A 26145-nucleotide genomic window follows, 5' to 3' on the forward strand; every position below is an offset into this window, starting at 1 on the left:
TGGGGTTACAGCGAAGCTGACCCGACAATAATGTGCGAAATCGTACCTATCTGATGTGTCCGTCAGCTAAGTGCTTGATGTGATTGATGCGACGCGGCGTCGCACCGACCTTACATCGCCGCGCGGACCTCTGAGCGTAAAGCGTCGATGGATTTCAGGCCCTGGTCCGTCTTGAAGCGCCAGTAGGTCCAGCCGTTGCAGGCCGGTGCGTTTTCCAACAGCGCGCCCAGCTTGTGAATCGAGCCGCTGAGCGAACCGTGAACCAGCGAACCATCTGCGCGAACACGCGCCTCGCGCTCACCCTTGGGGCAATACAGGCGGTCGCCGGGTTGCAGCAGGCCGGCCTCGACCAAGGCACCGAACGGGACCTTGGGCTCGGCGCGCTTCGAGCCGGTGACCATCAGATCCTCGGGGCGGGCAGGTATGACCGAGGCGATGCGGGTTTCGGCGACCTCGGCATAGGTCTCGTCACGTTCGATGCCGATGTAGTGGCGGCCCAGGCGTTTGGCGGCGGCGCCGGTGGTGCCGGTGCCGAAGAAGGGATCCAGGATCACGTCGCCGGGGCGCGTCGCCGACAGCAGGACACGGTGCAGCAGGGCCTCGGGCTTCTGGGTCGGATGGGCCTTCTTGCCGTCGGCGTCCTTGATCCGCTCCTCGCCCGTGCACAGGGCGAAGGTCCAGTCGGAGCGCATCTGGGTGTCTTCGTTGAAGGCCTTCAGCGCATCATAGTTGAAGGTGTAGCGCTTCTGATCCCGCGACTTGGCGGCCCAGATCAGGGTCTCATGGGCGTTGGTGAACCGGGTGCCCTTGAAGTTCGGCATCGGGTTGGACTTGCGCCAGATGATGTCGTTCAGCACCCAGAAGCCCAGGTCCTGGATCGCCGATCCCAGGCGGAAGACGTTGTGATAGCTGCCGATCACCCAGATCGAGCCTTCGGGCTTCAGCACGCGGCGGCATTCCGCCAGCCATGCGCGGGTGAAGGCGTCGTACTCGGCGAAGCTGGCGAACTTGTCCCAGTCGTCGTCGACGGCGTCGACCTTGGAATTGTCCGGGCGCAGCAAGTCGCCGCCCAACTGTAGATTATAGGGCGGATCGGCGAAGACCATGTCGACCGAGGCGTCGGGAAGACTCTTCAGCACCTCGATGCAGTCGCCACGATGGATGACGTCCTTGGCGAGGACAGGGGTCTTCAGATCGGACATGGAACGCGGCCCCGCAACAGTGAGACCGCTATGGTGAATCCTTGTGGTTAAGGTCGAGTAACCGGCGCGAAGCGTTCGAGCCGGTTACCCCTCGCCTTACGCCAGCATTCGCACCTTGGGCTCGCGGTCCCACTGGCGGGTGCGGGCGGGGGCGAGGAAGGCCTCGGGGGCCTTGGACAGATCGATCACGCCTGCGTCCGGCTCGACGCCCGCCTTGTCCAGCAGGGGCTGGGCCTCGGGGGTGTGGCCGATGGCCTTGAGGTGGCCGAAGGCGTCCTTGGCGAAATCGACCGCGGCGCCTTCCTTCAGCAACTGGGCGCAACCGTCGTCGGACAGGACGATGGCGATTGCGTCGAACAAGACCGAAGGGCTGCCGGCCAGCTGACCGTCGGCGGCCAGGGTCTTGCCGCCCTTCAGCTTTGCGCCGCCGATCTTGGGGGCGACGATGAAGACCGAACCGCCGTCGCCTTCAACCGCCGCCTTCACGGCGTCGACGACCGCACCGTCCGAACCGTCGGCGACCAGGATGGCGACCTTCCGGCCCTTCAGGGTGTCGGGATATTTGCCGACGATGCGCAAGGCGGGCGAGGCATCCAGATCGATGGGCGCTACACCGGGGTCGGACGCCTTCGGCAGAGGCAGGTTCAGGCCGTCTGCGACACGCTTGGCCAGGGTCTCATCGACGTTCTGCAGATTGGCCAGAACACGCTCGCGAACGTGGGCGAGCGACACCTTGGACAGTTCGAACACGATGGCGCTGGCCATGTGGGCCTGTTCGATCTCGGTTTGGGAGCGGAAGAACAGTCGCGCCTGGCTGTAGTGATCGGCGAAGCTGTCGGCGCGCAGCCGGACCTTTTCGCCCTCGACCGGGATGGGCGCGGTGCGGAAGCCGCCCTTGGAATCTTCACGCGGGCCGCCGTCCTCGCCCGCCTCGGCCAGGCTGTTGGGTTCGTAGTTGGCACGGCCCTTGGGCACGGCCATCTGCATATGGCCGTCGCGCTGGAAGTTCTGGAAGGGGCAGCCCTTGGCCTGATTGATCGGGATCTGGTGGAAGTTGACCGTGCCCAGGCGCGACAGCTGGGTGTCCTGATAAGAGAACAGCCGTCCCTGCAACAGCGGATCTTCCGAAAAGTGGATGCCCGGCACGATGTTGGTCGGCAGGAAGGCGACCTGTTCGGTCTCGGCGAAGAAGTTGTCGGGGTTGCGGTCCAGGACCATGCGGCCGATCACGCGGATCGGATAATCCTCTTCCGGCACCAGCTTGGTGGCGTCCAGAATGTCGAAGGGGAGGGCGTCGGCCTGTTCCTGCGTGAACAACTGCACCCCGAACTCCCATTCGGGGAAGTCGCCCTGATCGATGGCCTCATACAGGTCGCGACGGTGATAGTCCGGGTCGGCGCCGGCGATCTTGACCGCCTCGTCCCAGCAGGTGGATTGGGTGCCCAGCTTGGGCCGCCAGTGGAACTTGACCAGGGTCGCCTCGCCTTCGGCGTTGATCAGCCGGAAGGTGTTGACGCCGAAGCCTTCCATCATGCGCAGGCTGCGCGGGATGCCGCGATCCGACATGGCCCACATGACCATATGCATGCTCTCGGGCATCAGGCCGATGAAGTCCCAGAAGGTGTCGTGGGCGCTGGCCGCCTGGGGATAGCCCTTGTCGGCCTCCATCTTCACTGAGTGGATCAGGTCCGGGAACTTGATCGCGTCCTGGATGAAGAAGACGGGGATGTTGTTGCCGACCAGATCCCAGTTGCCTTCGGTCGTGTAAAATTTGACCGCAAAGCCGCGCACGTCGCGCGGCGTATCGACCGAGCCCGCGCCGCCGGCCACGGTCGAGAAACGGGTGAACAGTTCGGTCTTCTTGCCCACCTCGGTCAGGATCTTGGCCGTGGTGAAGTCCGACAGACTGTCGGTAAGTTCGAAGAAGCCGTGGGCGGCCGAGCCGCGGGCATGGACGATCCGCTCAGGGATACGCTCGTGGTCGAAATGCTGGATCTTCTCGCGGAGGATGAAGTCTTCCAGCAGGGTCGAGCCGCGCGGGCCAGCCTTGAGCGAGTTCTGATTGTCGCTGATCGGCGTCCCGTGATTGGTGGTCAGGCGGGTCTCAGGCGTCGAGGCGGTCTGGTGCACCTCTCCGGCGTTGCCGATTGTCGGCGCGCCGGCCGGCTTTGCGTTCTTGGCCATCTTGGGAGTCCTTTGGAGCTGCGGCGCAAGCGGGAACCGCGCGCGTTCGCGAAGACAACACGGTGGAGGCGCAATAGTTCTGTGCGAGTTCGCGCACAGCCGCGCCCGATCGTCCTTAGAAAAGTTCGCTCCGTATGCGGCGCGCCCTTCGCAGGAGGCGAGGCGGCGTTTATGAGGCGAAAATGATCGCACGCCTTCGCCCCGTCCCGTTCGACCTCGGTCCCGTTCATTTCGTCGGCATCGGCGGCATAGGCATGAGCGGCATCGCCGAGATCATGCTGAAGATCGGCTATTCGGTGCAGGGCTCGGACGCCAAGGCCAGCGCCAATACCGAACGGCTGGAAAAGCTGGGCGCCAAGATCTTCATCGGCCACGACGCCGCCCATGTGGGCGAGGGGGTCTCGGCCGTGGTCTATTCGACGGCGGTCAAGGCCGACAATCCCGAGATGAAGGCGGCCCGCGAGCGTCGCATCCCGCTGGTGCGCCGGGCCGAGATGCTGGCCGAACTGATGCGGCTGCAGTTCTCGATCGCGGTCGGCGGCACGCACGGCAAGACGACGACGACCTCGATGGTGGCGGCCCTGCTGGATGCGGCGGGCCTGGACCCCACGGTGGTCAACGGCGGCATCATCAACGCCTATGGCACCAACGCAAAGGTCGGCGATGGCGACTGGATCGTTGTGGAGGCGGACGAGAGCGACGGCAGCTTCCTGCGCCTGAAGTCGACGGTGGCCATCGTCACCAATATCGATCCCGAACATCTGGACCACTACGGCGACTTCGACGGGGTGCGAAAGGCGTTCGTGGACTTCGTCGAGAACATCCCCTTCTACGGGTTCGCCGCTGTCTGCCTGGACCATCCTGAGGTGCAGAAGCTGGTTGCGGCCATCGATAACCGGCGCCTCGTCACTTACGGCACGAACCCGCAGGCCATGGTGCGGGCTGAAAACTGCCAGATGGGACCGGACGGCGCGCGTTTCGACGTGGTGATCCAGAACGGCGAGACACACCGCATCGAAGGTCTGCACCTTCCGATGGCCGGTTGGCACAATGTGTCGAATGGCCTGGCCGCCATCGCCGTGGCGCGCGAACTGGATGTCTCGGACGATGCGATCCGCACCGGTCTGGCCGGGTTCGGCGGTGTCAAGCGGCGCTTCACGACCACGGGGGTCGTGGGCGGCGTCCGCATCGTCGACGACTATGGCCACCACCCGGTCGAGATCGCCGCCGTGCTGAAGGCCGCGCGCCAGGTGACGGAAGGTCGCGTCATCGCAGTGGTTCAGCCGCACCGCTACACGCGTCTGCGCGATCTGATGGACGAGTTCTCGACCTGCTTCTCGGACGCCGACAGCGTGATTGTCGCCGACGTCTATCCCGCCGGCGAACAGCCGATCGAAGGGGTGGACAAGCACGCCCTGACCGACGGGGTGCGCCGCTACGGCCACCGTCACGTCCAGGCTTTGGAGAACGCCGCCGTCCTGCCACGCCTGATCAAGGACGAGGCGAAATCCGGCGACGTCGTCGTGCTGCTGGGCGCCGGGGACATCACCAGCTGGGCCTATGGCCTGCCGGCGCAGCTGGAGGCTTTGGCGTGATCGCTCTGCCCGAAGCGCGCGGCAAGCTGCTGCGGAACGAGCCGCTGGCGCCCTACACATGGTTCCGCGTCGGCGGCGCGGCCGAGGCCCTGTTCATTCCGGCGGATGCCGAGGATCTGGCGGATTTCCTGAAGGCGCTGGACCCGGCCGTGCCGGTGACGGTTCTGGGCGTCGGATCGAACGTCATTGTTCGTGACGGCGGGGTTGATGGGGTGGTGATCCGCCTGGCGGGCCGCCCGTGGGCGCAGATCACGACAGACGGCGACACGGTCACGGCCGGCGCGGGCGCGCTGGATTCGATGGTCGCCAAGGCCAGCGCCAAGGCGGGGATCGCCGGGCTGGAATTCTACGCCGGCATTCCGGGCACGATCGGCGGCGCCTTGATCATGAACGCCGGTTGCTATGGAGCTGAGACCAAGGACGTGCTGGTGTCGGCCTGGGGGCTGACGCGGACGGGCGAGCGGGTTGACTACGCCCTGGCCGACTTCGGCTACACCTATCGACATTCCCAGGCGCCGGCCGACATCATCTGGATCGAAGCGACCTATCGCGGCACGGCCGACGAACCCGAGGCGGTGGCGGCCCGGATCTCCGAGATCACCAGCCGGCGCGAGACCACCCAGCCGATCCGCGAGAAGACGGGCGGCTCGACGTTCAAGAACCCCGAGGGCCATTCGTCTTGGAAGCTGGTCGACGAGGCCGGCTGGCGCGGCAAGCTGCACGCCGAAACCGGGGGTGGGGCCAAGTTCAGCGAACTGCACTCCAACTTCATGATCAATCCCGGCGAGGCCACGGCCGCCGATATTGAAGGCCTGGGCGAGGTGGTTCGCGCCGATGTCCTGGCCAAGACCGGCGTTCAGCTGGAGTGGGAAATCAAGCGGATCGGCCGGGCGGGATAAAAAATCCCGCGCAAAAATAGCCAGCGGACGCGAATGGTTGACGGCCTGTTAAACATGTAGGCCCCAATCCAAGGCGTCATGGCCCGCGCTTTCAAAGATCTTCACGTCGCCGTTCTGATGGGCGGCCTTTCCGCAGAGCGGGAGGTGTCCCTCTCGTCGGGCGAGCAGTGCGCGCGCGCGCTGGAGCGGCAGGGCGTGCGCGTCAGCCGCGTGGACGCCGGGCGCGACTTGGCCAATGTGCTTTCGGGCCTGATCAAGCCGGACGTGGTGCTGAACTGCTTGCACGGCGCCTGGGGCGAGGACGGCTGCGTCCAGGGCGTGCTGGAGACCTTGCGGATTCCCTACACCCATTCCGGCGTGCTGGCCTCGGCCCTGGCGATGGACAAGGACAAGTCCAAGGCCGTGCTGCGGGCGGCCGGCATCAAGGTGCCAGGCGGCGGTCTTTACGATCGTCACGAGGTCGCCAGCCGCCACGTCATCGACCCGCCCTATGTGGTCAAGCCCAATGCCGAGGGCTCGTCCGTCGGCGTCTTCCTGGTGCGCGAGGGCGCCAACCGTCCGGTTTCCGAAGTGGGCGAGCCGGGCTGGACTTACGGCGAGCAGGTCGTGGTCGAGCCGTATATCGCCGGCAAGGAGCTGTGCGTCACCGTGTTGGGCGAACCGGCCGGGCCGCGCGCCCTGACCGTTACGGACATCACCCCCACCAAGGGCTTCTACGACTATGAGGCCAAATATGCGCCGGGCGGATCGGTGCACGTCCTGCCCGCGGTCTTGCCGCCGCACGTGTTCGAGAAGGCTCTGCGTCAGGCCGAGGCGGCGCACGTCGCCATGGGGTGCCGCGGCGTGTCGCGATCCGACTTCCGTTATGATGATGTTAAGGACGATCTGGTCCTGTTGGAGGTCAATACTCAGCCCGGCATGACCCCGACTTCGCTCGCGCCTGAGCAGGCCGCCCATACCGGGATGAGTTATGACGATCTGGTTCGGTGGATGGTGGAGGACGCCTCATGCCCGCGGTAGTTCGCGGCGGCCGGCGACAGGGTTCTAATCAGGCTCCACAACGCGGTGCGGCTTCCAAGGGCGGAGGCCGGTCGCGCGGCGGGGCCCAGAACGCGTCCGCCGTCCCCGGCAAGATGGCCGCCATCGGCCGTGTCGATATTTCGCCCCGCACCGCCGTGATCGCTCTGGGCGCCGGCGCGCTGCTGCTGGTCGGGGTTCTGGCCACGGGCGCTCGCGCTGAGCGGATCGGCGCCTCGGTTTCTCATGGCTTGGACAGTGTGACGGCCGGCATGGGCCTGACGCTGAAGCGGGTGCACATCACCGGCGCCTCGCCGGAGGCCGAGCCGGCGATCCAGCGCGCGCTGGGCCTGTATTCCGGTCAGCCGATCACCAGCCTGGATCTGGACGCCATCCGCACGCGGGTTCAGGGCGTGGGTTGGGTCAAGGAGGCGCGCGTGGTGCGCCTGTTGCCCGACACCCTGATCGTCGAGGTCAAGGAACACGACCGCCTCGCCGTCTGGCAGGAAGCCGGTCAGATCAAGGTGATCGACAACCGGGGCCAGGTCATCGACGGCGCCGACGCGCGTCGCTATCCGACGCTGCCGCTGGTTGTGGGCAAGGGCGCCGACGTGGCGGCGGGCGAAATCCTGCCTCTGCTGGCCCAGCGCCCGCGACTGATGGGGATGGTGGACGCCTTGGTGCGCGTGGATGAGCGCCGCTGGGACCTGCGTCTCAAAGACGGCAGCCTGATCCAGCTTCCCGCCACCGAACAGGAGGCGGCTTTGATCCGCCTCGATGCGCTGGACCAGCGCGAACGCCTGCTCGACCTGGGCTTCGCCCGCGTCGATCTCAGAACCCCCGACGAGGTCGCCGTGCGACCCGCCGGCGACGCCTAAGGACCGTAGAGACATGACCAAGCAACGCGGCGCGGCGAATGATCACAGTCGGGGCATGGATCCTCGCGCCGGACGTGCGCCCGTGGTCGCTGCGTTGGACATCGGGCAATCCAAGGTCTCGTGCTTCATCATGAAGCCGGACGGCGTCCGTCACGCCGACCGCACCATCCGCGTCGCAGGCGCCAGCCACGTCCAGTCCAAGGGCGTGAGGGGCGGGGCCATCATCAATATGGATGAGGCGGCCCAGGCCATCGGCCACGCCGTCGAACGCGCCGAGCGCGCCGCCCAGAGCCCGGTATCCGGCGTCGTCGTCACCACGGCTATCGGCCAGATGGCCAGCCACCGGGTGCAGGCCCGCGTCTCGCTGGGCGCCAATCCGGTTGGCGACGCCGATCTGGCGCGCGCCATCGGCATGGCCCTGGCCCAGATCCGCCTGCCCAACCGTCGCCCGATCCACGTCCTGCCCATCGCCTGGTCGGTCGACGGCGCACGCGGCGTGCATGATCCGCGTTCGATGCGGGGCGGCTCGTTGGGCCTGGACCTGCTGGTCGTCTCGATGGCCGAGAACGTGTTCACGACCCTCAGTCACTGCCTGGAGCTGGCGCACCTCGACCTGCAAGGCGTCGCCGCCGCACCCGTCGTCTCGTCTCTGGCCGCGCTGGAAGAGGACGAGATGGACCTGGGCGCGGTCTGCATCGACATGGGAGGCGGCTCGACCAGCGCCGCCGTGTGGGGCGGCCGGTCATTGCTGCATATCGAAAGCCTGAATGTCGGCGGCGATCACGTAACCTCGGACATCGCGCGCGGCCTGTCGACGTCCAAGGCCGGCGCCGAACGGCTCAAGACCCTGCACGGCTCGGCCATGGCCAGCGCCAACGAGGACCGCGAAATGCTGGAGGCCCCGCCGCGCGGCGAGGACGCCTCGGCCGGCCCGGTCATCGTCCCGCGCGCCATGCTGAAGACCGTCATCGCCCCGCGCGTCGAGGAAACCCTCGAACTGCTCCGTGATCGGCTGAAAAACGCGGGCGTGGGCCTGGAGCCCGGTGCAGGCCTTGTCCTGACCGGCGGCGCCAGCCAGCTGAACGGCGTGCGCGAGCTGGCGGTGCGGGTCTTCGACCGTCCTGTCCGCCTCGGAAAACCCCAACGGGCGCCACATTTGGCCGACGCCGCCTCCGGCCCCGCCTTCTGCGCCACCGCCGGCGTCCTCCTCCGCGCCGCCTACGGCCCGCGTGAGGCGGTGTCGGCGAGAAAGCTGATGGCGCGGCAGATCACGGCTGCGGATGCGCCGCGCATTCACCGCGGGAATGTGGTGGGGCGTGTGGCGGGCTGGCTAAGAGATAATCTCTGACACGAGTACGTGTCGCTTGGCACGTCTCTTAACGGCGCCCATCATCTCGCGAGGCATCACGGCAAACACCGGCTGCGTGTGGCTCGCACACGCATTCCGATTTCCTTGTCCCGAAATGAAACTGTTGCTCGACTGTAACACTCCCGACGCGAGCTGGCCGGATTTCGGTCACAAAGCTTGCCGTTCCGTTGGAATGCATTAGACGAGACGCTCAAGCGCGCATCCGGGATTGGGGTGTGGATTGCTGTTGTTCGCTACATTCCATTGGGGCACAAAATGCATTTGAAACGACAATATCTGTTTGGGACGACGATTCTTGCCGGCGTTCTGGCCGTCGCTGCGCCTTCGTTCGCGCAATCGACTGCCGGCAACCAAGACGCAACCGAAGTCGGCGAAATCGTCGTCACCGGTTCGCGTATCGTCCGCCCCAACCAAGACGCGCCCACCCAAGTGCAGGTCGTCTCGTCCGAGGCCATCGCCAACACGGGTGAAGTGAACCTAGGCGAAATCCTGCGCACCCTGCCCGCCGCAGGCGTTTCCTCGCTCACGCCCACCAACTCGAACTTCTTCACGCAGGGTAACGGCGTCGCGACGGTCAACCTTCGCAACCTCGGCGAAGACCGCACCCTCGTTCTGGTGAACGGCCGTCGCTTCGTTGCCGGTCTGCCGGGCACGCAAGTTGTCGACTTCAACAGCCTGCCGACCGAGTTCATCGACCGCGTTGACGTCGTCACCGGCGGCGCCTCGTCGATCTACGGTTCTGACGCCCTGGCCGGCGTGGTGAACATCATCACGGACAAGGACTACGAAGGCTTCCAGCTCTTTGGTCAGTACGGCATCACCGATCGTGGCGATCGCGAGAACTATAAGGTCGGCACCAAGTTTGGTTCGAACTTCGCCGATGATCGCGGCAACTTCGTCGGCACCCTTTCCTATCAGGAAAACAAGGCTGTCTACGCCCGTGATCGCGCCGACCGTGGTATGGATCGTGACGGCCTGGGTGGTCTGAACTTCGCGGACGGCACCTTCGGCGAAACGCGCTACTTCTACGGCTCAAGCTTCATTCCGCGTGGCGTGGCGATCGTCCCCGGCATCGGCCTGAACAACTCGAACCGCGTGTATGAGCCGACGACGGGCGCTCAACGCCCGTATGCTGCTGCCACCGACGGCTTTAACCGTCAGGGCAGCCGTCAGTTGTATGTGCCGAATACGGCGCTGCAGTTCTCCGGCCAGGCGCTTTATGATTTCAACGACAACAACCGCTTCTTCTTTGAAGGTTCATACTACCGCGGCCAAACCAAGAGCGACATCGAGCCGAGCCCCGTTTCGGGCGCGGACATCTTCCGCGACGCGCAAGACGTTGGTTTGAACCCGCAGTGCTCGGCCACCGGCTGCCTTTATGGTATTCCCCTGGTCAGCGCGATCGTGCCCGAGTCCATCCGTCAAGCGGTTCGTGATCGCACGCCAGGCCTGACCGATGCTCAGCGCGTCGTTGGCTTCCAGCGCCGCATGACCGAGTTCGGCAACCGTCAGAACGAAGCGACCCGCGACCTGTTCCGCGTCGTCGCCGGCCTGGAAGGCGAGCTTCCGGGTTCGATGAACCTCAAGTATGAAATCAGCGGCAACTGGGGTCGCAGCTCGGAGCAGCAGCTCACGAACGGCGGCATTCTCAAGGATCGCCTGATCAATACGCTCGACGTGGTCGATACGGGTGGCGGCGTGCTGGCTTGCCGCAACATCGCAGAGCGTGCTCGTGGTTGTACGCCGTTCCGTATCTTCGAAGAAGGTGGCGCGTCGCAGGGCGTGGTCAACTACATCAAGGTTCAGAACTCGTTCGACTCCTTCGTCGATCAGAAGGTCTTGAACGGCTTCCTGAGCGGCGACCTGTTCGAACTGCCGGCTGGCCCGATCCAGTTCGTCGTGGGTTCCGAATACCGTCGTGAAGAGTCGCGTAACACGCCCGACTCCACGCTCCAGCAGGGCTTGGCCAGCGGCAACATCGCCCCTGAAACCAAGGGTGATTTCAAGGTCATCGAAGGCTTCGCTGAACTTCGCGTTCCGCTGCTTCGTGACATGCCGTTCGCGCATCAACTCGACCTGAACCTGTCGGGCCGCCTCTCGGATTATTCGACCGTCGGGAACACGGAAGCTTGGGCGGCGTCGTTGGAATATATGCCGACGGACTGGATCAAGTTCCGTTCGCAGTATTCCGTCGCGGTTCGTGCGCCTAACATCAGCGAGCTGTTCTCCGGCCGGTCGCAGACCTTCCCGACCAACCTTGATCCCTGTCGCGGTTTGACGACCTCGGGCGGCCAAGCGGCGTTTACGAACACGCGTGTGGACATCGCCAATCCGTCGAACGTCGCCGCCAGCGGCGTCAATGCGTCGACGATCGGAAGCGATCAGGCCCGGGCCTGCTTGGCCGATCCGACCCTGGCGGCGCGTGTCGCTCGTGACGGCGTGTTTGCTCAAACCCAAGCCGAGGCACAAGGCACGGGCGGCTTCAACAGCGGCAACCCGAACCTGAGCCAAGAAAAGAGCACCAGCATCACCGGCGGCGTTCTGTTCAATGCGGATTGGTACGACTGGCTGTCGCCGTTCTCGATCTCGGTGGACTACTTCAACATCGAAATCGACGACATCATCGCCAACCTGGGGCGCGGCACGAGCTTGAACGAATGCTATGTCAACAGCGGCGGCGTTTACAACGCGTCCAGCCCGTTCTGTCAGTCGGTCATTCGTTACGCATCTGGTACGGCGCAGGTCGGCGCGATGCGTGAACTGAACTCTCAAACGCAGAACCTTGGAACGTTCAAGACCAGCGGTATCGACGTTCAAGCCAGCTACACGTTCGACTTCGACAACTTCCCCGTCACCCGCAACTTCGGTGGCAACTGGGGTACGCTTGTCGCCAGCCTGACCTATCAGCACCTCGACGAGTACAAGACGTCGCCGTTGCCGGGTGCAGAGCTGGTTGAATCGGCAGGCACCACTGGCCTGTCGAAGAACAAGGCTCAGCTGGACCTGCTGTATCGCCGCAACGCCCTGACGGTGTCTTGGCAGACCCAGTTCGTCGGTGAGAGCTGCTACTTCGATCTGGATGATTGCGCCGATGACGACATCAGCGGCTATATCGGTCTGAAGACTTTCTCGGATCTGCAGGTTCGTTACGCCATCACGCCGAAGGCCACGGTCTTTGCGGGCGTCGACAATATCTTCGACGAGTATGTCTACATCGGTCAGGGCTATGGCCAACCGACCGGCTGGACGACCGAACCGGCTGTCTACGACGGTCTGGGACGTCGCTTCGTGATGGGCGCGCGCGTCAGCTTCTAAGCTGTCGTAGGGTCCTGAAGTGGGCGGAAGACGGAAACGTCTTCCGCCCATTTTCATTTTCCAATGGCGTCATCGATCGTGATGCGCGGGCCGAGCGGTCTTCGCTGTGGGCCATAAAACTCCGGCAACGCTTTCGGTTTGGGGTGTTCTTAGGTCCGACTCACATTATCGCCGTAACCTTCTCTTAACCTTCATGGGCGCAATCCTTAACGCGCTCATAACCAAAGCGATTCGGCGGGGCGGTCGGTTGGTTTGAAGGGGCGGGTCAGCAGGTCGGAAACAGAATATGTCGCTCTCATTGGTCAAGCCGCAACACACTGAACTGAAGCCCCGCATCGTCGTGTTCGGCGTCGGCGGCGCCGGCGGCAACGCCGTGAACAATATGATCGACGCCGGCCTTGAAGGGGTCGAGTTCGTCGTGGCCAACACCGACGCGCAGCACCTCAGCTTCGCCAAGACCGATCGCCGCATCCAGCTGGGCGAAACCATCACCCAGGGCCTGGGCGCCGGCGCCCACCCCGAAGTCGGTATGAACGCCGCCGAGGAGTCCGCCGACGAGATCCATCAGCACCTGGAAGGTGCGCACATGGTCTTCATCACCTGCGGCATGGGCGGCGGCACCGGCACCGGCGCGGCCCCTGTCATCGCCAAATGCGCGCGTGATCGCGGCATCCTGACCGTCGGCGTCGTGACCAAGCCCTTCACCTTTGAAGGGCGTCACCGCATGCGTCTGGCCGACGCGGGCGTCGCCGAGCTGCAACGCTATGTCGACACCCTGATCGTCATCCCCAACCAGAATCTGTTCCGCGTCGCCAATGAGCGCACGACCTTCGCTGACGCCTTTGGCATGGCCGATCAGGTCCTGCACTCGGGCGTGCGTTCGATCACCGACCTGATGATCCTGCCGGGCCTGATCAATCTGGACTTCGCCGACGTCCGCGCCGTCATGTCCGAAATGGGCAAGGCGATGATGGGCACGGGCGAGGCCACGGGCGACGACCGCGCCCTGCTGGCGGCCCAGAACGCCATCGCCAACCCTCTGCTGGACGAGACCAGCCTGAAGGGCGCCAAGGCCGTGCTGGTGAACATCACCGGCGGTCTGGACATGACCCTGCTGGAAGTCGACGAAGCCGCCAACGCCATCAGCGCGGAAGTGGACGGCGACGCCAACATCATCTTCGGCGCGGCCTTCGACCCGGCCCTGGATGGCAAGATCCGCGTCTCGGTCGTCGCGACCGGCATGGACGAGGGCGAAGTGCGTCGCATCGAACCCATCGCCCCGCCGGCCGCCAGCGCGCCGCTGGCTGGTCATGACGCTCGCCGCTCGGCTGGTGGTCTGTATGGCACGCAAGCCTCGCGCGCCCCGGAACCGACCCGCGACGCCTACCGCGAGCCGGTTCGCGCAGAAGCCCCGCGCGCGCCTGAGCCCCGCATCGAGGCGGCGCCGGTCGTGCCGACCTTTCAGGCCCCTCCCGCTCGCGAACCGGAACAGCGCCCCGAGCCGGTGATCCGCGTCGCCGAGCCGCAGCCGCGCACTCTGGACCCCATCGTCGATCCCTGGGTCGAGGAATACGAAACCCGCGCCCCGGCCCCGCGCGTCGCGCCGCAAGGCGATCTCTATGAGCGCGCCGCGCCTGCGGCCCAGCAGCCTCAGGCCGACGATAGTTACGACGACCGTGACCACCGCCGCAGCGGCTGGAGCCTGTTTGGTCGCGGCAAGCGCACCCCGCCTCAGCACGATATGTCCTATGCGCCGCAATCGTCGCATCAGGCGCGCGCGTCGGCTCAACCGGCCCAACATCCAGAACCGGAGGCGGGACAGGCCGATGACGACCTGGAAATCCCATCCTTTCTCCGCCGTCTGGCCAACTAAACATCCCAAATGACGACGAAACGCCCCGGAGCCCGCCTCCGGGGCGTTTCTCGTTTCCGATGTGTCTCAGACCGAAACAATCCGAAACCGGACTTTGATTTCGCGCTTGCGGCATGACCGCTACATGAAACGCAGGGCGCAATCCGCACGGCGTGCGGCGCGCAAAGGAAAGAGCGAGTTCAGGTTTGTCGGTCAGAAACGACCATCACGAACGCACCATCGTCGCCCCGGCCATCATCGCCGGCGTCGGGGTGCACACCGGCCGCCGGGTGCGGCTGGCGGTTCGGCCTGCGCCGTCTGGCTCGGGTATCGTCTTCGTGCGCACCGACATCACCGACCGCGACAACCGCATTCCGGTGTCGGGCGAGGCGGTCGTTGACGCCCCCCTGAACACCATGATCGAGAACAGCGCGGGCGTTCGCCTGTCGACGATCGAGCACCTGATGGCCGCTTTCGCCGCGCTGGGCGTGTCGAACGCCGTGGTAGAGGTCGACGGACCGGAGCTCCCGATCCTGGACGGTTCGGCGCTGGAGTTCGTGAAACTGCTGGACCGGGCCGGTTTCCGACCGCAACCGACGCCGCAGCGCTACATTGAGATCCTGGAAACGGTTCATGTCGTCGAGGGTGACAAGCATGCGGCCCTGATGCCGTGCGACCGCTACGAGATGCGGTTCGAGATCGACTTCCCGTCGGCCGTGATCGGCAATCAGGTGATCGACTTCGTCGTGGACGAACCGACCTTCCGCAAGGAGATCATGGCCTGCCGCACCTTCGGGTTCGCCCATGAGGTCGAGGCGCTGCGCAGGGCGGGCCTGGCGCGCGGCGGCTCGCTGGAGAATGCCGTGGTCATCGACGGCGATGAGATTCTGAACCCCGGCGGTCTGCGCATGGAACGCGAGTTCGTGCGTCACAAGGCGCTGGACGCCATCGGCGACCTGTATGTCCTGGGCGCGCCGCTATTGGGCCGATACGAGGGCTACAAGGCTGGTCACGCCCTCAACAACAAGCTGGTGCGTGCTCTGCTGGCCGCCCCGCACGCCTGGCGTGAAGTGACCCGCGTGCCGGAGCTGGCGCGCGCGGGTTAAGCCCCGATCACCGCAATCAATCGACCGAAGTCCGGCTCGCCGTGCTGGAAGGCGCGGCGGTTCGAATAGAAGCGTTCGGAGTCCGCACAGGTGTCGTGGCCGGTCCAGACGGCCTGGCCGACGCCTGCCTGCTGCAGCCGCCACAGGACGAAACCCGGCAGGTCGAACTGGCGTTTGTCGTCGGTCTCTCCGGGGTGGAAGAAGCGGTCGCTGCCAGGATCATGGCGGGTGAAGCGGTCTTCGAAATCGACGCCGACCTCATAGCTGGCGGGCGCGATGCACGGGCCGACGACAGCGACCGCCCGCCGGGGCTCGGCGCCCAGAGCCTGCATGGCGGAAACAGCGGAGTGGATGACGCCGCCCAGCGCGCCCTTCCAGCCGGCGTGGACGGCGGCGACGATGCGGGTCTCGGGATCGGCCATCAGGATCGGCGCGCAGTCGGCGGTCAGGACCGAACACAGCAGACCGGGCTCGGCCGAGACGACGGCGTCGCCCTCTGGCCGGTCGCCATGCCAGGGACCTTCCGCCACACGCGCCACGGCGGAATGGATTTGATAGCAGCCATTCAGATGGTCCGGGTCGGCGTTGAAATGGCCCGCGACACGCCGGCGGTTTTCGGCGACGGCGGCTGGGTCGTCCTTGGAGCCGACGCCGGCGTTCAACCCTTCATAGAGGCCGGTCGAGACGCCGCCCGCACGGGTGAAGAAGCCGTGGGCGATGCCGGCGGCGGTCAGAAGCGGGTGGGTGATGGGGGCCAGTTCGCTCATGCCCCCACCTATATCAGGCGTCCCAGCCGGGGACGACCAGGGATCGGGGGGCGAAGATGGAGGCGGCCTTGAACAGGGTTCCCATCTGGTCGTCGCCGGTGAGCCGATCCAGTTGGCGCGCGATGACGCCGGAGGCTGCGGGACGGCCGGCTTTCAGCGCCTGGGCGCGGGCCTCAATGCCCAGCCGGCGCAGGAACTCGCCCTGGGGCAGGCTGCCGGTGACGTCGGCACCCGTGCGAACGGCCGCTTCCAGCACCAGTGGGAAATCGGCCCATTGGGTCAGGTCGGCTTCGCCTGGCGTTGCGAGGGGATCCACCTTCTGGTGACGACGCAAGGCCTGGAGCGTGTCGCCGGCTTCGGGGCGGGCGCGGCCATAGTCGATCAGCAGGGCGGCGCCCGAGGCGGCCTTCATCAGCAGGCCGAGGTCGCGGCCGAAGACCGCCTGCTGGTCCGAAATTTCCAGAATGCCGCCCGGCGCGATCTCGAAGTCCGGCTTCTGAAAACCGCCGGAAATGGCGGTCAGGCCGAAGATCAGGTCGCCGCCGTCTGTGACGCCGATGCGGCGCTCGGCCCAGCCGCCGTCGGTGCGAACGAACTGGCGCGCGGGCATGCAGTCCAGCACTTCGTTGGCGATCAGGATGACGGGGGCGTCGGTCTCGATCCGCGTCAGGTCGCGCACCCAGCGCGGCGACAGGTCCGCATCGGCCAAGGCCTTGGCCTGAAGATCGCGCAAGGGGGCGCTGGGTTCGATCAGGATCAGATCGCAGGCTTCAAGAAAGCCCGGGACCAGGCGGGCGGCGCGCAAGGCGTCGCTCATCAATGTGCCGTCGCCGGGGCCGACCTCGACCAGGCGGAATCGCTCGGGCGCGCCCAGCCGGTTCCAGGTTTCGACCGCCCAAAGGCCGATCAGTTCGCCGAACATCTGGCTGACCAAAGGGGCGGTGATGAAGTCGCCACGCGCGCCCAAATCCGGACGCGACGCATAGTAGCCGCCCTTGGGATCGTGCAGGCAGCGGGTCACGTAGTCGGCGACCGTCATCGGACCCGTCAGGGCGATCTCACGCGCCAGACGGGCCTTGAGGGTTTCGGCCTCGCTCATGCCTCAGCAGCAGCCGGCGGACGCTTCCACGCGCGCCAGATCAGCCAGGCGCCGACCAGGATCATCGGGATCGACAGCATCATTCCCATGGTCAGTCCGAACGGGAAATCCGGCATGCCGATATCCGGCTCGCGCACATTCTCCAGCGCCGCACGGCAGACGCCATAACCCACCAGGAACAGGCCGGTGATATATCCGGGCTTCTTCAGCAGGCCGAACTTCCAGATCGCAATGGAAAGGATGGAGAAGAGGACGATCCCCTCAAGACCCGCCTCATAGAGCTGGCTGGGGTGGCGGGGCGCATCGCCGGCGGGGCAGAAACCGTACATCTGTTCGATGCGGGCGTTGCAGAAGCGCACGGCCCAGGGGACGGTCGTCTCGCGGCCCCACAGCTCGCCATTGATGAAGTTGGCGAGGCGGCCGAACATCAGTCCGATCGGCACGACGGGAGCGACCAGATCGCCGAGGCGTAGCATGTCGATCTTCTGCGACCGGGCATAGAGGACGATGGCCAGGCAGACGCCCAGGAAGCCGCCGTGGAAGCTCATGCCGCCGGTCCACAGCTGGAACAGTTCGAACCGCTCGCCCAGCGTCTGGCCGGTGAACAGCTGGCCGTACATGGCCGGCTTGTAGAAGAGGGCATAGCCGAGGCGACCGCCCAGGATGATGCCCAGCACGATCCACAGCACCAGATCGTCCAGTTGCGTCGTGGTGACGGGCGGCTTGCCCGGCGCCCACAGCCGCTGGGTCTTGGCCAGGCGCGCGGCGTACCACCAGCCCAGCACGATGCCGGCGACATAGGCCAGGGCGTACCAGCGGATCGGAAGCGGTCCGAGGTGGATCAGGACCGGATCGAATTCGGGAAAGGGCAAGGGGCGTTCCTGTGCGGGACTGTCTTTGACAGCGGTTTAGCAAGCGTCGCCGCTGTCGTCGCCTGTGAAGACGCATCACGACGCCTTGATGGCGCCGGCGAAGCAGCAGAAAGAAAGGTTTCGTTCACCATAGTCGGTGAACCTTCGTTAACGACGTTGAGGTCGGAGCCGCCATGCAGACCCGCAATCCCATTCTGGACGAGTTCGCCAAGCTGACGACCGGCGCCATGGGCCTGGCCCAGGCCGCGGGTGAAGAGGCCAAGACCGCCTGGCGCGCCCAGGCCGACCGGATCGCCGCCGAAATGGACCTGGTCCGTCGCGACGAGTTCGATGTTCTGAAGGACGAGATCGCCGCTCTGCGGGCCGAGATCGCAGAGCTGAAGGCCGCCCAAAAGCCGGCTGCAAAGCCCGTGAAGGGAACGTCCACAGATGGAACTCAACCCGGGGACGCAGCCGGTTGAGCCGAATCTGCGAACAGGCTTACCGTTCTGTTAACGCCCGCGATTCTCGCGGACGCAGCGTGAAAGACACTTGATGGACATCGCCCGGCCCGAGGAAGTGGACGTGCCCTTCGACCCGCTTGAGGTCGTCGAGCATGTGCTCACGGCCGAGAATCTTCCGTTCGACCGCACCGACGATGGCGACCTCGCCTTTGCTCTGGCCGGCGACTGGAAGGACTATGAACTGTGGTTCGCCTGGCGTCCCGAAGGCGACTGTCTTCAGCTGTGCTGCGCGCTGGATCTGAAGGTGGCCAAGAGCCGCAAAACGGCCGCCTATGAACTGGTCGGCCTGATCAACCAGCGCACCTGGATGGGTCATTTCGAGGTCTGGGCCGAGGACGGGGAGATCGTCTTCCGCCATTCGCTGGCCTTGCCGATGGGCGAGCGCCCGACCTTGGCCCAGGCGGCGTCGATGATCGACGCGGCCATCGAGGCTTCGGATCGCTACTACCCCGCCTTCGACTTCATGGTGCGCGGGAACAAGAAGCCGCAGGAGGCGATCGACGCCTGCCTGTTCGAGACCGTCGGCACCGCCTGATGCCAAGCGCGGAATCCGTGGCGGGGCCCGTCGTCCTGGTCGGCTGCGGCCGGCTGGGGTCCGCCATTCTGGAAGGCTGGCTGCTGACCGAGACGGTGGCGGCGTCCGACCTGATCATTCTCACCCCCTCGGAAAAGCCGGCGGCCGAGACGGCGCGGGCCAAGGGCGCGCGGATCAATCCGCCGCTGAAGGTCCTGACCGAGTCGGCGATCATCGTTCTGGCGGTTAAACCGGCGCTGTGGCGCGAGGTCATGGCTCCGCTGGCGCCGTTCCTGAATGACCGAGCCGTCATTCTTTCGGTCATGGCGGGCGTGACGGCGCCGACCCTAGCGGAAGGCCTGGGAGGCTGGCCCATCGTGCGGGTGATGCCGACGACCGGCGTGTCGCGTGGACGCGGCGTGGCCTCGGTCTGGTCCGCGGACCGGCGCGCCGAGGGCGTCGGGCGGGCGTTGTTCGAGCCGATGGCCGAGACGGTCGTGCTGGCCGACGAGGCGCTGATGGATGCGGCGACAGCGGTGGCCGGCTCAGGCGCGGCCTATTTCTACGCCTTCACCGAAGCGCTGGCCCGCGCCGGGGAGGCGGCGGGCCTGGATGGGGCGACGGCGGACGTGCTGGCGCGCGCGACGCTCAGGTCGGCAGCGGACTCCATGGGCGACGATGCTCTGGAGGCGCTGATCGGGCGCATCGCCTCGCCCGGCGGCTCGACCCGCGCCGGGCTTGACGCCATGGCGAAGGACGGCCGCCTGACGGCGATGCTGGACGAGACGGTCGCGGCGGCGGTCAGACGCAACCGCGAGATGGGCTAGAAGCGTCCGCGCTCGATCTGATCGCCGAAGCGCTCGAACGCGCGGTCGGCGTCACGCCAGACGCTGTAGCCCCAGACGTCGTTGATGCTGGGCGTGAAATAGGAATAGTCCACGGGCCGCGTCACGCCGTCCGCCATCACGATCTGGCCCTTGATGGCCGCGCCGCCGATCGACACGCTGCGGATCGGATCCAGGCCTGGCGTTTGGCGGACCTGCTCCCAGGTCGGGCGGTTCGGCTTCAGATCGACCAGGACCAGATTGGCGGTCGCGCCCGGATAACGCTGGGCCAAGGCCTTTCCGACCTCGGCCTGAAGGCCCGCGATCTGTTCGTTGACCTCGCGGTCGCCGAGCTTTTCGATCTCCCGCTGAAGCTGCGGCCCGACCGTGACGTTCACCGTCGGCGCTTGAGCCTGAGCCATGGCGGCGACGGCGAGGGTCGCGGCCAGGGGTGCAAAGAAGGCGAGTTTACGCATCGAAGTCATCTCCAAGCCCTGTCGCCCTCAAGATGACCCTTGCAGCGCCGTTCCGCCAGACCCTGCCGACGAAAGCTTTCAAGCCTTAAGCGGACTCGGCGACGGTGACCGCGCCGGGGATGCGGATCGTCGCTTTCAATCCGCCCAGTTCGCTGCGATCCAAAGTGACGTCGCCGCCGTGGCCGCGCGCCACATCGCGCGCGATGGCGAGGCCCAGACCGACGCCCTTGCGGTTCTGGTTGCGAGAGTCGTCCAGGCGCGAGAAGGGCCGGAAGGCTTCGTCATACATGGCCTCGGGGATGCCGGGTCCGTCGTCCTCGACGATGATCTCCAGCCCGCCTGACGCCAGGGCGCGGGCCGACAGGCGCACATGCTCGCCGTGCGAGGCGGCGTTGCCGGCCAAGTTTACCAGGGCGCGCTTGAAGGCGAGGGGGCGAACGGAGGCTGTCAGGCCCTCGGCGACCACCACCTCGACCTCGGCGCCGGCGCGTTTTGCATCCTCGCCGGCCGCGTTAAGCAGGTCGGAAATCGAAACCGGCTTGGGCGGTTCGCCCGCTTCGCCGCGGGCGAAGTCGAGGTATTCGTCGATCATATGCTCCATCTCGTCCAGGTCGCCGCGCATGGCCGACTGGCGCTTGAACGGCGGAGCCAGCGCCAGCTCGAGACGCAGACGGGTCAGGGGCGTGCGCAGGTCGTGGCTGACCGAGGCGAGAAGGGCGGTGCGCTGATCGATGTGGCGCTGGATGCGGTCGCGCATGGCCATGAAGGCCACGGCGGCGGCGCGGACCTCGCGCGCGCCGTGCGGCTTGAACCGAGGTACGGTCTCGCCACGTCCGAAGGCCTCGGCGGCGTCGGCCAGACGCTCGATGGCGCGGACCTGATTGCGGATGAACAGGATGGCGACGCCCATCAAAAGGACGGTCGCCACCGCCAGCCACAGGACGAAGATATGGGCCTGGGTCGCCACCGCGCGTTCGCGTGGGGCGATGATGCGCAGCACCCCTTGCGGCTCCTGCACCTGGATGTCGACGTAGGCGGGGTAGCGGGTGGTGTCGAACCAGTAGGGACGGTCCAGACGCGCATCCAGGGCCTTGTCCAGCACACGGTCCACCACGCCGATGGCGCCGCGGCGTTCTTCCGTCGGAAGGGTGCGCCCATCCTGAAGCACGATAGACAGGGACATGGACCGTTCGGCGCGATTGGCCAGCTTGTCCAGGTTCGCCGGGCTGGGGTCGTCCTCATAGCTCTCGACGGCCCAGGCGATGTCGCCGGCCAGGCCTTCGGACAGACGCGCGGTCACCGTCTGCCAGTGGGCGTCGAAGAAGACCCAGGTCACCGCCATCTGCATGACCAGCACCGGCAGGACGATGATCAGCAGCGACCGGCCCCAGAGCGAGGTCGGCAGGCGCCGCTTCAGAAAGCGCGGCCACAGATAGGCGGGCAGAAGCCGCATCGGCTCAGTCAGGAGCCAGCATATAGCCGACGCCGCGCACCGTCTGGAGATAGCGCGGGTTCTTGGGATCGACCTCCAGCTTGCGGCGCAGACGCGTCACCTGGACGTCCACGGCGCGGCCGGTGATGTCGGCGGTGTCCGGCGACAGGCTCATCCGCTCGACCGGGGCATGGGCATGAAGCGCCAGGGTCTTGAGCAACTGGGCCTCGGCTTCGGTCAGGCGCTGGGGCGCGCCGTCACGGCTCAGCTCCAGCCGTTCCATGTCGAAGACGGCGGTGCCCAGCTTGATCTCCTTGGGACCGATGGGCTTGCCGCCGGTGCGACGCAGGATGGCGTCGATGCGGAGCACCAGTTCGCGCGGTTCGAACGGCTTGGACATATAGTCGTCGGCGCCGCGCGACAGACCTTCGATACGGTCTTCAGGATCGCCGCGCGCGGTCAGCAGCAGGACCGGCGTCTTGGAAAGCTCGGCTTTGTTGCGGACCCAGCTGGTCAGGTCCAGGCCGCTTTCGCCCGGCATCATGACGTCCAGCACGACCAGATCGAACTCGATCAGCTCCATCATCCGCTTGGCGGCGGCCGCGTGCGCGGCGCCCGTCACGCGATAGCCTTCGCGCGCCAGGAATTCCTTCAGCAGTTCGCGGATGCGATCGTCGTCGTCGACAATCAGCAGATGGCGGCCGACGCCGGGGCCGGCGATGGGGCCTGAGCGGCCATGCGAACGCGATTCCGTCATGCTCATGCGACGTTTCCCCCGCTTGCGGCGTTGACCTGAGCGATTCGTGCGGCTCTAAGACCGTCAGTTTCGCGGGAGACGTATTTCAATGGCCTTCGTTCCTTTCGACGATCGTGACGGCTTCATCTGGGTGAATGGCGATTTCGTCCCCTGGAGGGAAGCGAAAACGCACGTTCTGACCCATGCCCTTCACTATGGCTCGTCGGTCTTTGAGGGTGAGCGTATGTACGGCGGCGAAATCTTCAAGCTGACGCAACATTCCGAGCGCCTGAAGCGGTCCGCCAACCTGCTCGATTTCGAGATACCCTACAGCGTCGCTGAAATCGACGCCTTCTGTAAGGAAACCTGCGCCAAGAACGGTCTGACGGACTGCTATGTGCGTCCCGTCGCCTACCTCGGCCCGGAACAGACCAGCGTTTCGGCCCTGAACAACAAGGTTCACCTGGCGATCGCCGTGTGGGACTGGCCCAGCTATTTCGACCCCGAGGTCAAGGCGCGCGGCCTGCGTCTGGAATGGTCCAAGTGGCGTCGTCCCGATCCGGCGACGGCCCCGACGACAGCCAAGGCGGCGGGTCTGTACATGATCTGCACCATGTCCAAGAACGCCGCCGAGCGCCGCGGTTTCGCCGACGCCCTGATGCTGGACTGGCGCGGCTATGTCGCCGAGGCGACCGGCGCCAACGTCTTCTTCGTCAAGGACGGCGTCATCCACACGCCGAACGTCGAGCACATTCTTGACGGCATCACCCGCCAGACCGTGATCGAGATCGCCCGCGAAAAGGGCATCGAGGTCGTGGTGCGCGAGATTAAGCCGGAAGAACTGTCGGACTTCACCGAATGCTTCCTGACCGGCACCGCCGTCGAGGTGACCCCGGTCGCCGAGGTCGGCGAATACCGCTTCACCCCTGGCGCCCTGTCGCTGGATCTGATGGATCACTACGGCAAGCTGGTGCGCGGCCAACTGTAAGCCGAGGCGCGACGACAGGATGAGGGCGGTCCCTTAAGGGGCCGCCCTTTTTCGTTTCGCTTGCCAGCCGCGTCACTTTGTCCTTGAAGCGAATACAGACCGGCAGGCGCGCCGAGTGCGGGGATCGTTTTTCATGTTCAGCCTCCTGAACCTCCAGAGCCTTCTGGGTCTGGTCGTCATCGTCGCGGTTTGCTGGGCGATCTCGGAAAACCGCAAGGCGTTCCCCTGGCGGCTGACGATCGGCGCGATCCTGGTGCAGGCGGGGCTGGTGCTCGCCCTGTTCGCCATTCCGGGTTCACAGGCGGTGCTGGCGGCGGTGACGGGCGCGGTGGACGGTCTTGCGGTCGCCACGACCGAGGGGACCAAGTTCGTCTTCGGCTATCTGGCCGGCGGGGACCAACCCTATACGGTCTCGAACCAGGGCGCGCTTTTCACCTTCGCCTTTCAGGTTCTGCCGCTGATCCTGGTGATTTCCGCCCTGTCGGCCCTGCTGTGGCACTGGAAGATCCTGAAGTGGATCACCCTGGGCTTCGGCTTCCTGTTTCAGAAGACGATGGGTCTGGGCGGCGCCTCGGCCCTGGCGGTCGCGGCCAACATCTTCCTGGGCATGATCGAAAGCCCGATCGTGATCCGCGCCTATCTGGACAAGCTGACGCGGTCCGAGATCTTCCTAATGATGGTGGTGGGCCTGGCGACGGTCGCCGGTTCGACCATGGTGGCCTATGCGACGATCCTGTCGCCGGTGCTGTCGAATGCGGCGGGGCATGTGCTGGTGGCCTCGATCGTGTCGGCGCCGGCCGGCGTGCTGCTGGCGCGGATCATCATCCCCGAGAAAGAAGGGATGGGCGGCGCCGTCGCCGACTATGACTCGGCCCTGAAATACGACAGCGCCATCGACGCCATCGTCAAAGGGACGTCCGACGGCCTGATGGTGGTGCTGAACATCTCGGCCGTGCTGATCGTGTTCGTCGCCCTGGTCGCCCTGGCCAACGTCATGCTGGGCGGGTTCGTCGTGTTCGATGCGCCCCTGACCGTTGAACGGATGCTGGGATGGATCTTCGCGCCGGTCGCCTGGCTGATCGGGGTCGAGTGGAAGGACGCCGATGTCGCCGGCTGGCTGCTGGGCGTCAAACTGACCCTGACCGAGTTCGTCGCCTTTATCGACCTGGGCAAGGTGCCGGCCGCCGAGATGACCGAGCGCACGCGGATGCTGATGACCTACGCCCTGTGCGGCTTCGCCAATATCGGCTCGGTCGGCATCACCGTGACCGGCCTGTCGGTCCTGATGCCCGAACGCCGCGAGGAGGTGCTGGGCATGGTCTGGAAGGGCCTGTTCGCCGGTTTCCTGGCCACCCTGATGACCGCGGCCATCGTCGGCGCGATGCCGGCGGCGGTGTTCGGGCTCTGAGGCGGGCCTAGATCCGATGCGCGCGCTTGCCCCGCTGGACCGTGGACTGGCGCTGCTGCTGGCGGGTCTTGCGGGCTATGTGGACAGTCTGGGCTTCCTGCAGCTTGGCGGTGTGTTCGTCTCGTTCATGAGCGGCAACTCCACGCGGCTGGCCGCCAACCTGGCCTCGGGACAGTGGCTGGCCGTCGGGCATCTGGCCGCCATTCTCGCGGTCTTCGTGCTTGGGTCGTTCCTCGGGGCCCTGATCGCTGGAGGGGAGGGCGCGCGGTCGCGCAGCCGAGTTTTATTGTTCGAAGGGCTGTTGCTGGCCTGTGCGGCCTTGGCCGGGGCGTTCGGTCTGACGCCGCTGGCCATCCTGCTGATGGTCGCGGCCATGGGGGCGGAGAATTCGGTCTTCCTGCGAAATGGAGAGGTCGGCGTCAGCCTGACCTATATGACCGGCACTCTGGTCAAGCTCGGGCAAGCCTTGGCCGCCGCTGCAACCGGGCGCGACCGTACGACCTATCGTCCCTATCTCGCCCTGTGGGCTGGATTGACGGCAGGTGCGGTTTTAGGCGCCCTGACTTACCAATGGCTGGGGTTGGCGGCGTTATGGCCGGCTGCGGGACTGGCCTTGATGCTCTCGGTGATCGCGCGCTTCAGCCGCGCGGCGTGAATTTGCGGATGACGCCCGAGAAGGTCATCAACAGGCGCTCGCCGGTATTGATCTGACCCCGTACGAAGATCAGGCTCTTGCCCGCCTTGGTGACCTGGCCGGTGGCTTCGATCAGTTCGCCGACATAGCCCCCGTCGATGAAGGTGGAGTCCAGCTGAACCGTGACGCCCGAGGCGCCCTCCATCTCCTGATAGGCGATCTGGAACATGGCGATGTCGGCGAAGGTCATCAGGCAGCCGCCGTGCATCCGCCCGCCTGCGTTCATATGCTTCTGCTCGGCGCGAAAGGCGCAGCGCATGTGCCCGTCGGGGTCCGGCTTTCGGTAGAATGGGCCGACCACCGTGTCGAAGGTGTCGTGCAGATCGTAGGTCTGCCAGCCGGCGAACTCGCCCTCGGTGATGGTGATTTTCTTGGGCATGCAGACTCGGCCTTACTTATGGGCGTGCGTTGCAGC

The 26145-nt window shown here is 65.8% G+C and carries 23 protein-coding genes; 14 read left to right on the forward strand and 9 right to left on the reverse strand.

Going from position 1 to position 26145, the window contains the following annotated elements; all coding sequences use genetic code 11:
- Window positions 1-110 precede the first annotated feature (110 nt).
- A complete protein-coding gene (locus O2K97_RS05595) occupies window positions 111-1202 on the reverse strand; it encodes a site-specific DNA-methyltransferase (protein ID WP_017504517.1) in 1092 nt (363 codons plus the stop codon).
- Between the two features lie 96 nt (window positions 1203-1298).
- Window positions 1299-3386 carry a catalase gene (locus O2K97_RS05600; protein ID WP_269220785.1) on the reverse strand — a complete coding sequence of 696 codons (2088 nt, stop codon included), beginning with the start codon at window positions 3384-3386 and terminating at the stop codon, window positions 1299-1301.
- Between the two features lie 182 nt (window positions 3387-3568).
- Between O2K97_RS05600 and murC the strand changes: the two genes are divergently transcribed.
- The 8 genes from murC (at window position 3569) to lpxC (ending at window position 15417) form a co-directional block, all read left to right on the forward strand.
- Entirely contained in the window at window positions 3569-4981 is a 1413-nt protein-coding gene (murC, locus tag O2K97_RS05605) for a UDP-N-acetylmuramate--L-alanine ligase (protein WP_269220786.1), read from the forward strand.
- Entirely contained in the window at window positions 4978-5880 is a 903-nt protein-coding gene (murB, locus tag O2K97_RS05610; RefSeq protein ID WP_269220787.1) for a UDP-N-acetylmuramate dehydrogenase, read from the forward strand. The genes murC and murB overlap by 4 nt, the downstream gene beginning before the upstream one ends.
- A 78-nt stretch (window positions 5881-5958) precedes the next feature.
- Window positions 5959-6900 carry a D-alanine--D-alanine ligase gene (locus tag O2K97_RS05615; protein WP_269220788.1) on the forward strand — a complete coding sequence of 314 codons (942 nt, stop codon included), beginning with the start codon at window positions 5959-5961 and terminating at the stop codon, window positions 6898-6900.
- Window positions 6888-7775 (forward strand): cell division protein FtsQ/DivIB, encoded by an 888-nt coding sequence (locus tag O2K97_RS05620; protein ID WP_218119323.1) that lies wholly within the window; start codon window positions 6888-6890, stop codon window positions 7773-7775. Before O2K97_RS05615 ends, O2K97_RS05620 begins: the two co-directional genes overlap by 13 nt.
- A 55-nt stretch (window positions 7776-7830) precedes the next feature.
- Complete coding sequence (gene ftsA, locus O2K97_RS05625) at window positions 7831-9123, forward strand: cell division protein FtsA (protein ID WP_039247066.1); 1293 nt, start codon at window positions 7831-7833, stop codon at window positions 9121-9123.
- Between the two features lie 177 nt (window positions 9124-9300).
- Window positions 9301-12459, forward strand: a complete 3159-nt coding sequence (locus tag O2K97_RS05630) for a TonB-dependent receptor plug domain-containing protein (RefSeq protein WP_269220789.1) — start codon at window positions 9301-9303, stop codon at window positions 12457-12459.
- Window positions 12460-12745: 286 nt separating this feature from the next.
- Window positions 12746-14332 carry a cell division protein FtsZ gene (ftsZ, locus tag O2K97_RS05635; RefSeq protein WP_269220790.1) on the forward strand — a complete coding sequence of 529 codons (1587 nt, stop codon included), beginning with the start codon at window positions 12746-12748 and terminating at the stop codon, window positions 14330-14332.
- A 185-nt stretch (window positions 14333-14517) separates the two neighbouring features.
- On the forward strand, window positions 14518-15417 hold the full coding sequence (gene lpxC / locus O2K97_RS05640; RefSeq protein WP_269220791.1) for a UDP-3-O-acyl-N-acetylglucosamine deacetylase: 900 nt from the start codon (window positions 14518-14520) through the stop codon (window positions 15415-15417).
- Here lpxC and pgeF read toward each other — a convergent pair.
- Genes pgeF through lgt form a run of 3 tightly spaced genes read right to left on the reverse strand, consistent with a single transcriptional unit; the run spans window position 15414 to window position 18155 of the window.
- Window positions 15414-16184, reverse strand: coding sequence for a peptidoglycan editing factor PgeF (pgeF, locus tag O2K97_RS05645; RefSeq protein ID WP_269220792.1), 771 nt, complete (start codon window positions 16182-16184; stop codon window positions 15414-15416). The genes lpxC and pgeF overlap by 4 nt on opposite strands.
- Before the next feature lie 13 nt (window positions 16185-16197).
- A complete protein-coding gene (locus tag O2K97_RS05650) occupies window positions 16198-17283 on the reverse strand; it encodes a class I SAM-dependent methyltransferase (protein ID WP_269220793.1) in 1086 nt (361 codons plus the stop codon).
- Window positions 17280-18155: a prolipoprotein diacylglyceryl transferase gene (gene lgt / locus O2K97_RS05655; protein WP_269220794.1), complete on the reverse strand. Its 876-nt coding sequence runs from the start codon at window positions 18153-18155 to the stop codon at window positions 17280-17282. The genes O2K97_RS05650 and lgt overlap by 4 nt, the downstream gene beginning before the upstream one ends.
- Window positions 18156-18328: 173 nt before the next feature.
- Here lgt and O2K97_RS05660 point away from each other — a divergent pair, with 173 nt between their 5' ends.
- The 3 genes from O2K97_RS05660 (at window position 18329) to O2K97_RS05670 (ending at window position 19999) form a co-directional block, all read left to right on the forward strand.
- Window positions 18329-18616: an accessory factor UbiK family protein gene (locus O2K97_RS05660; protein ID WP_017504504.1), complete on the forward strand. Its 288-nt coding sequence runs from the start codon at window positions 18329-18331 to the stop codon at window positions 18614-18616.
- Between the two features lie 73 nt (window positions 18617-18689).
- The gene (locus O2K97_RS05665) at window positions 18690-19193 is read left to right on the forward strand and encodes a YbjN domain-containing protein (RefSeq protein WP_017504503.1); all 504 of its coding nucleotides are present in this window, start codon (window positions 18690-18692) and stop codon (window positions 19191-19193) included.
- Between the two features lie 17 nt (window positions 19194-19210).
- Window positions 19211-19999 carry a pyrroline-5-carboxylate reductase family protein gene (locus tag O2K97_RS05670; RefSeq protein WP_269220795.1) on the forward strand — a complete coding sequence of 263 codons (789 nt, stop codon included), beginning with the start codon at window positions 19211-19213 and terminating at the stop codon, window positions 19997-19999.
- Here the strand turns inward: O2K97_RS05670 and O2K97_RS05675 are convergent.
- From O2K97_RS05675 to O2K97_RS05685, 3 genes are all read right to left on the reverse strand, one after another.
- Window positions 19996-20472 (reverse strand): hypothetical protein, encoded by a 477-nt coding sequence (locus tag O2K97_RS05675; protein WP_269220796.1) that lies wholly within the window; start codon window positions 20470-20472, stop codon window positions 19996-19998. The two genes, O2K97_RS05670 and O2K97_RS05675, sit on opposite strands and share 4 nt — an antisense overlap.
- A gap of 85 nt (window positions 20473-20557) precedes the next feature.
- Window positions 20558-21925: a sensor histidine kinase gene (locus tag O2K97_RS05680; protein WP_269220797.1), complete on the reverse strand. Its 1368-nt coding sequence runs from the start codon at window positions 21923-21925 to the stop codon at window positions 20558-20560.
- Between the two features lie 4 nt (window positions 21926-21929).
- Window positions 21930-22661, reverse strand: a complete 732-nt coding sequence (locus O2K97_RS05685; RefSeq protein WP_369814635.1) for a response regulator — start codon at window positions 22659-22661, stop codon at window positions 21930-21932.
- Window positions 22662-22749: 88 nt separating this feature from the next.
- Here O2K97_RS05685 and O2K97_RS05690 point away from each other — a divergent pair, with 88 nt between their 5' ends.
- From O2K97_RS05690 to O2K97_RS05700, 3 genes are all read left to right on the forward strand, one after another.
- Window positions 22750-23628, forward strand: coding sequence for a branched-chain amino acid aminotransferase (locus tag O2K97_RS05690; protein WP_045810405.1), 879 nt, complete (start codon window positions 22750-22752; stop codon window positions 23626-23628).
- A gap of 133 nt (window positions 23629-23761) precedes the next feature.
- Window positions 23762-25036, forward strand: coding sequence for a NupC/NupG family nucleoside CNT transporter (locus O2K97_RS05695; protein WP_269220798.1), 1275 nt, complete (start codon window positions 23762-23764; stop codon window positions 25034-25036).
- Between the two features lie 16 nt (window positions 25037-25052).
- Window positions 25053-25691 (forward strand): YoaK family protein, encoded by a 639-nt coding sequence (locus tag O2K97_RS05700; RefSeq protein ID WP_269220799.1) that lies wholly within the window; start codon window positions 25053-25055, stop codon window positions 25689-25691.
- Here the strand turns inward: O2K97_RS05700 and O2K97_RS05705 are convergent.
- Window positions 25675-26109 (reverse strand): PaaI family thioesterase, encoded by a 435-nt coding sequence (locus O2K97_RS05705; RefSeq protein ID WP_269220800.1) that lies wholly within the window; start codon window positions 26107-26109, stop codon window positions 25675-25677. The genes O2K97_RS05700 and O2K97_RS05705 overlap by 17 nt on opposite strands.
- Window positions 26110-26145 lie beyond the last annotated feature (36 nt).

The organism is Brevundimonas vesicularis (assembly GCF_027105095.1).
GTDB lineage: Bacteria > Pseudomonadota > Alphaproteobacteria > Caulobacterales > Caulobacteraceae > Brevundimonas > Brevundimonas vesicularis_E.

Bases quoted from the DNA above. Each gene is read 5' to 3' on its own strand.
- pgeF (WP_269220792.1), bottom strand. From the start codon at position 16,184: ATGAGCGAACTGGCCCCCATCACCCACCCGCTTCTGACCGCCGCCGGC.
- O2K97_RS05600 (WP_269220785.1), bottom strand. From the start codon at position 3,386: ATGGCCAAGAACGCAAAGCCGGCCGGCGCGCCGACAATCGGCAACGCC.
- O2K97_RS05665 (WP_017504503.1), top strand. From the start codon at position 18,690: ATGGACATCGCCCGGCCCGAGGAAGTGGACGTGCCCTTCGACCCGCTT.
- O2K97_RS05660 (WP_017504504.1), top strand. From the start codon at position 18,329: ATGCAGACCCGCAATCCCATTCTGGACGAGTTCGCCAAGCTGACGACC.
- O2K97_RS05690 (WP_045810405.1), top strand. From the start codon at position 22,750: ATGGCCTTCGTTCCTTTCGACGATCGTGACGGCTTCATCTGGGTGAAT.
- ftsA (WP_039247066.1), top strand. From the start codon at position 7,831: ATGGATCCTCGCGCCGGACGTGCGCCCGTGGTCGCTGCGTTGGACATC.
- O2K97_RS05700 (WP_269220799.1), top strand. From the start codon at position 25,053: ATGCGCGCGCTTGCCCCGCTGGACCGTGGACTGGCGCTGCTGCTGGCG.
- O2K97_RS05695 (WP_269220798.1), top strand. From the start codon at position 23,762: ATGTTCAGCCTCCTGAACCTCCAGAGCCTTCTGGGTCTGGTCGTCATC.
- O2K97_RS05675 (WP_269220796.1), bottom strand. From the start codon at position 20,472: ATGCGTAAACTCGCCTTCTTTGCACCCCTGGCCGCGACCCTCGCCGTC.
- O2K97_RS05615 (WP_269220788.1), top strand. From the start codon at position 5,959: ATGGCCCGCGCTTTCAAAGATCTTCACGTCGCCGTTCTGATGGGCGGC.
- O2K97_RS05650 (WP_269220793.1), bottom strand. From the start codon at position 17,283: ATGAGCGAGGCCGAAACCCTCAAGGCCCGTCTGGCGCGTGAGATCGCC.
- O2K97_RS05685 (WP_369814635.1), bottom strand. From the start codon at position 22,661: ATGACGGAATCGCGTTCGCATGGCCGCTCAGGCCCCATCGCCGGCCCC.
- murC (WP_269220786.1), top strand. From the start codon at position 3,569: ATGATCGCACGCCTTCGCCCCGTCCCGTTCGACCTCGGTCCCGTTCAT.
- O2K97_RS05620 (WP_218119323.1), top strand. From the start codon at position 6,888: ATGCCCGCGGTAGTTCGCGGCGGCCGGCGACAGGGTTCTAATCAGGCT.
- O2K97_RS05595 (WP_017504517.1), bottom strand. From the start codon at position 1,202: ATGTCCGATCTGAAGACCCCTGTCCTCGCCAAGGACGTCATCCATCGT.
- O2K97_RS05680 (WP_269220797.1), bottom strand. From the start codon at position 21,925: ATGCGGCTTCTGCCCGCCTATCTGTGGCCGCGCTTTCTGAAGCGGCGC.
- ftsZ (WP_269220790.1), top strand. From the start codon at position 12,746: ATGTCGCTCTCATTGGTCAAGCCGCAACACACTGAACTGAAGCCCCGC.
- O2K97_RS05705 (WP_269220800.1), bottom strand. From the start codon at position 26,109: ATGCCCAAGAAAATCACCATCACCGAGGGCGAGTTCGCCGGCTGGCAG.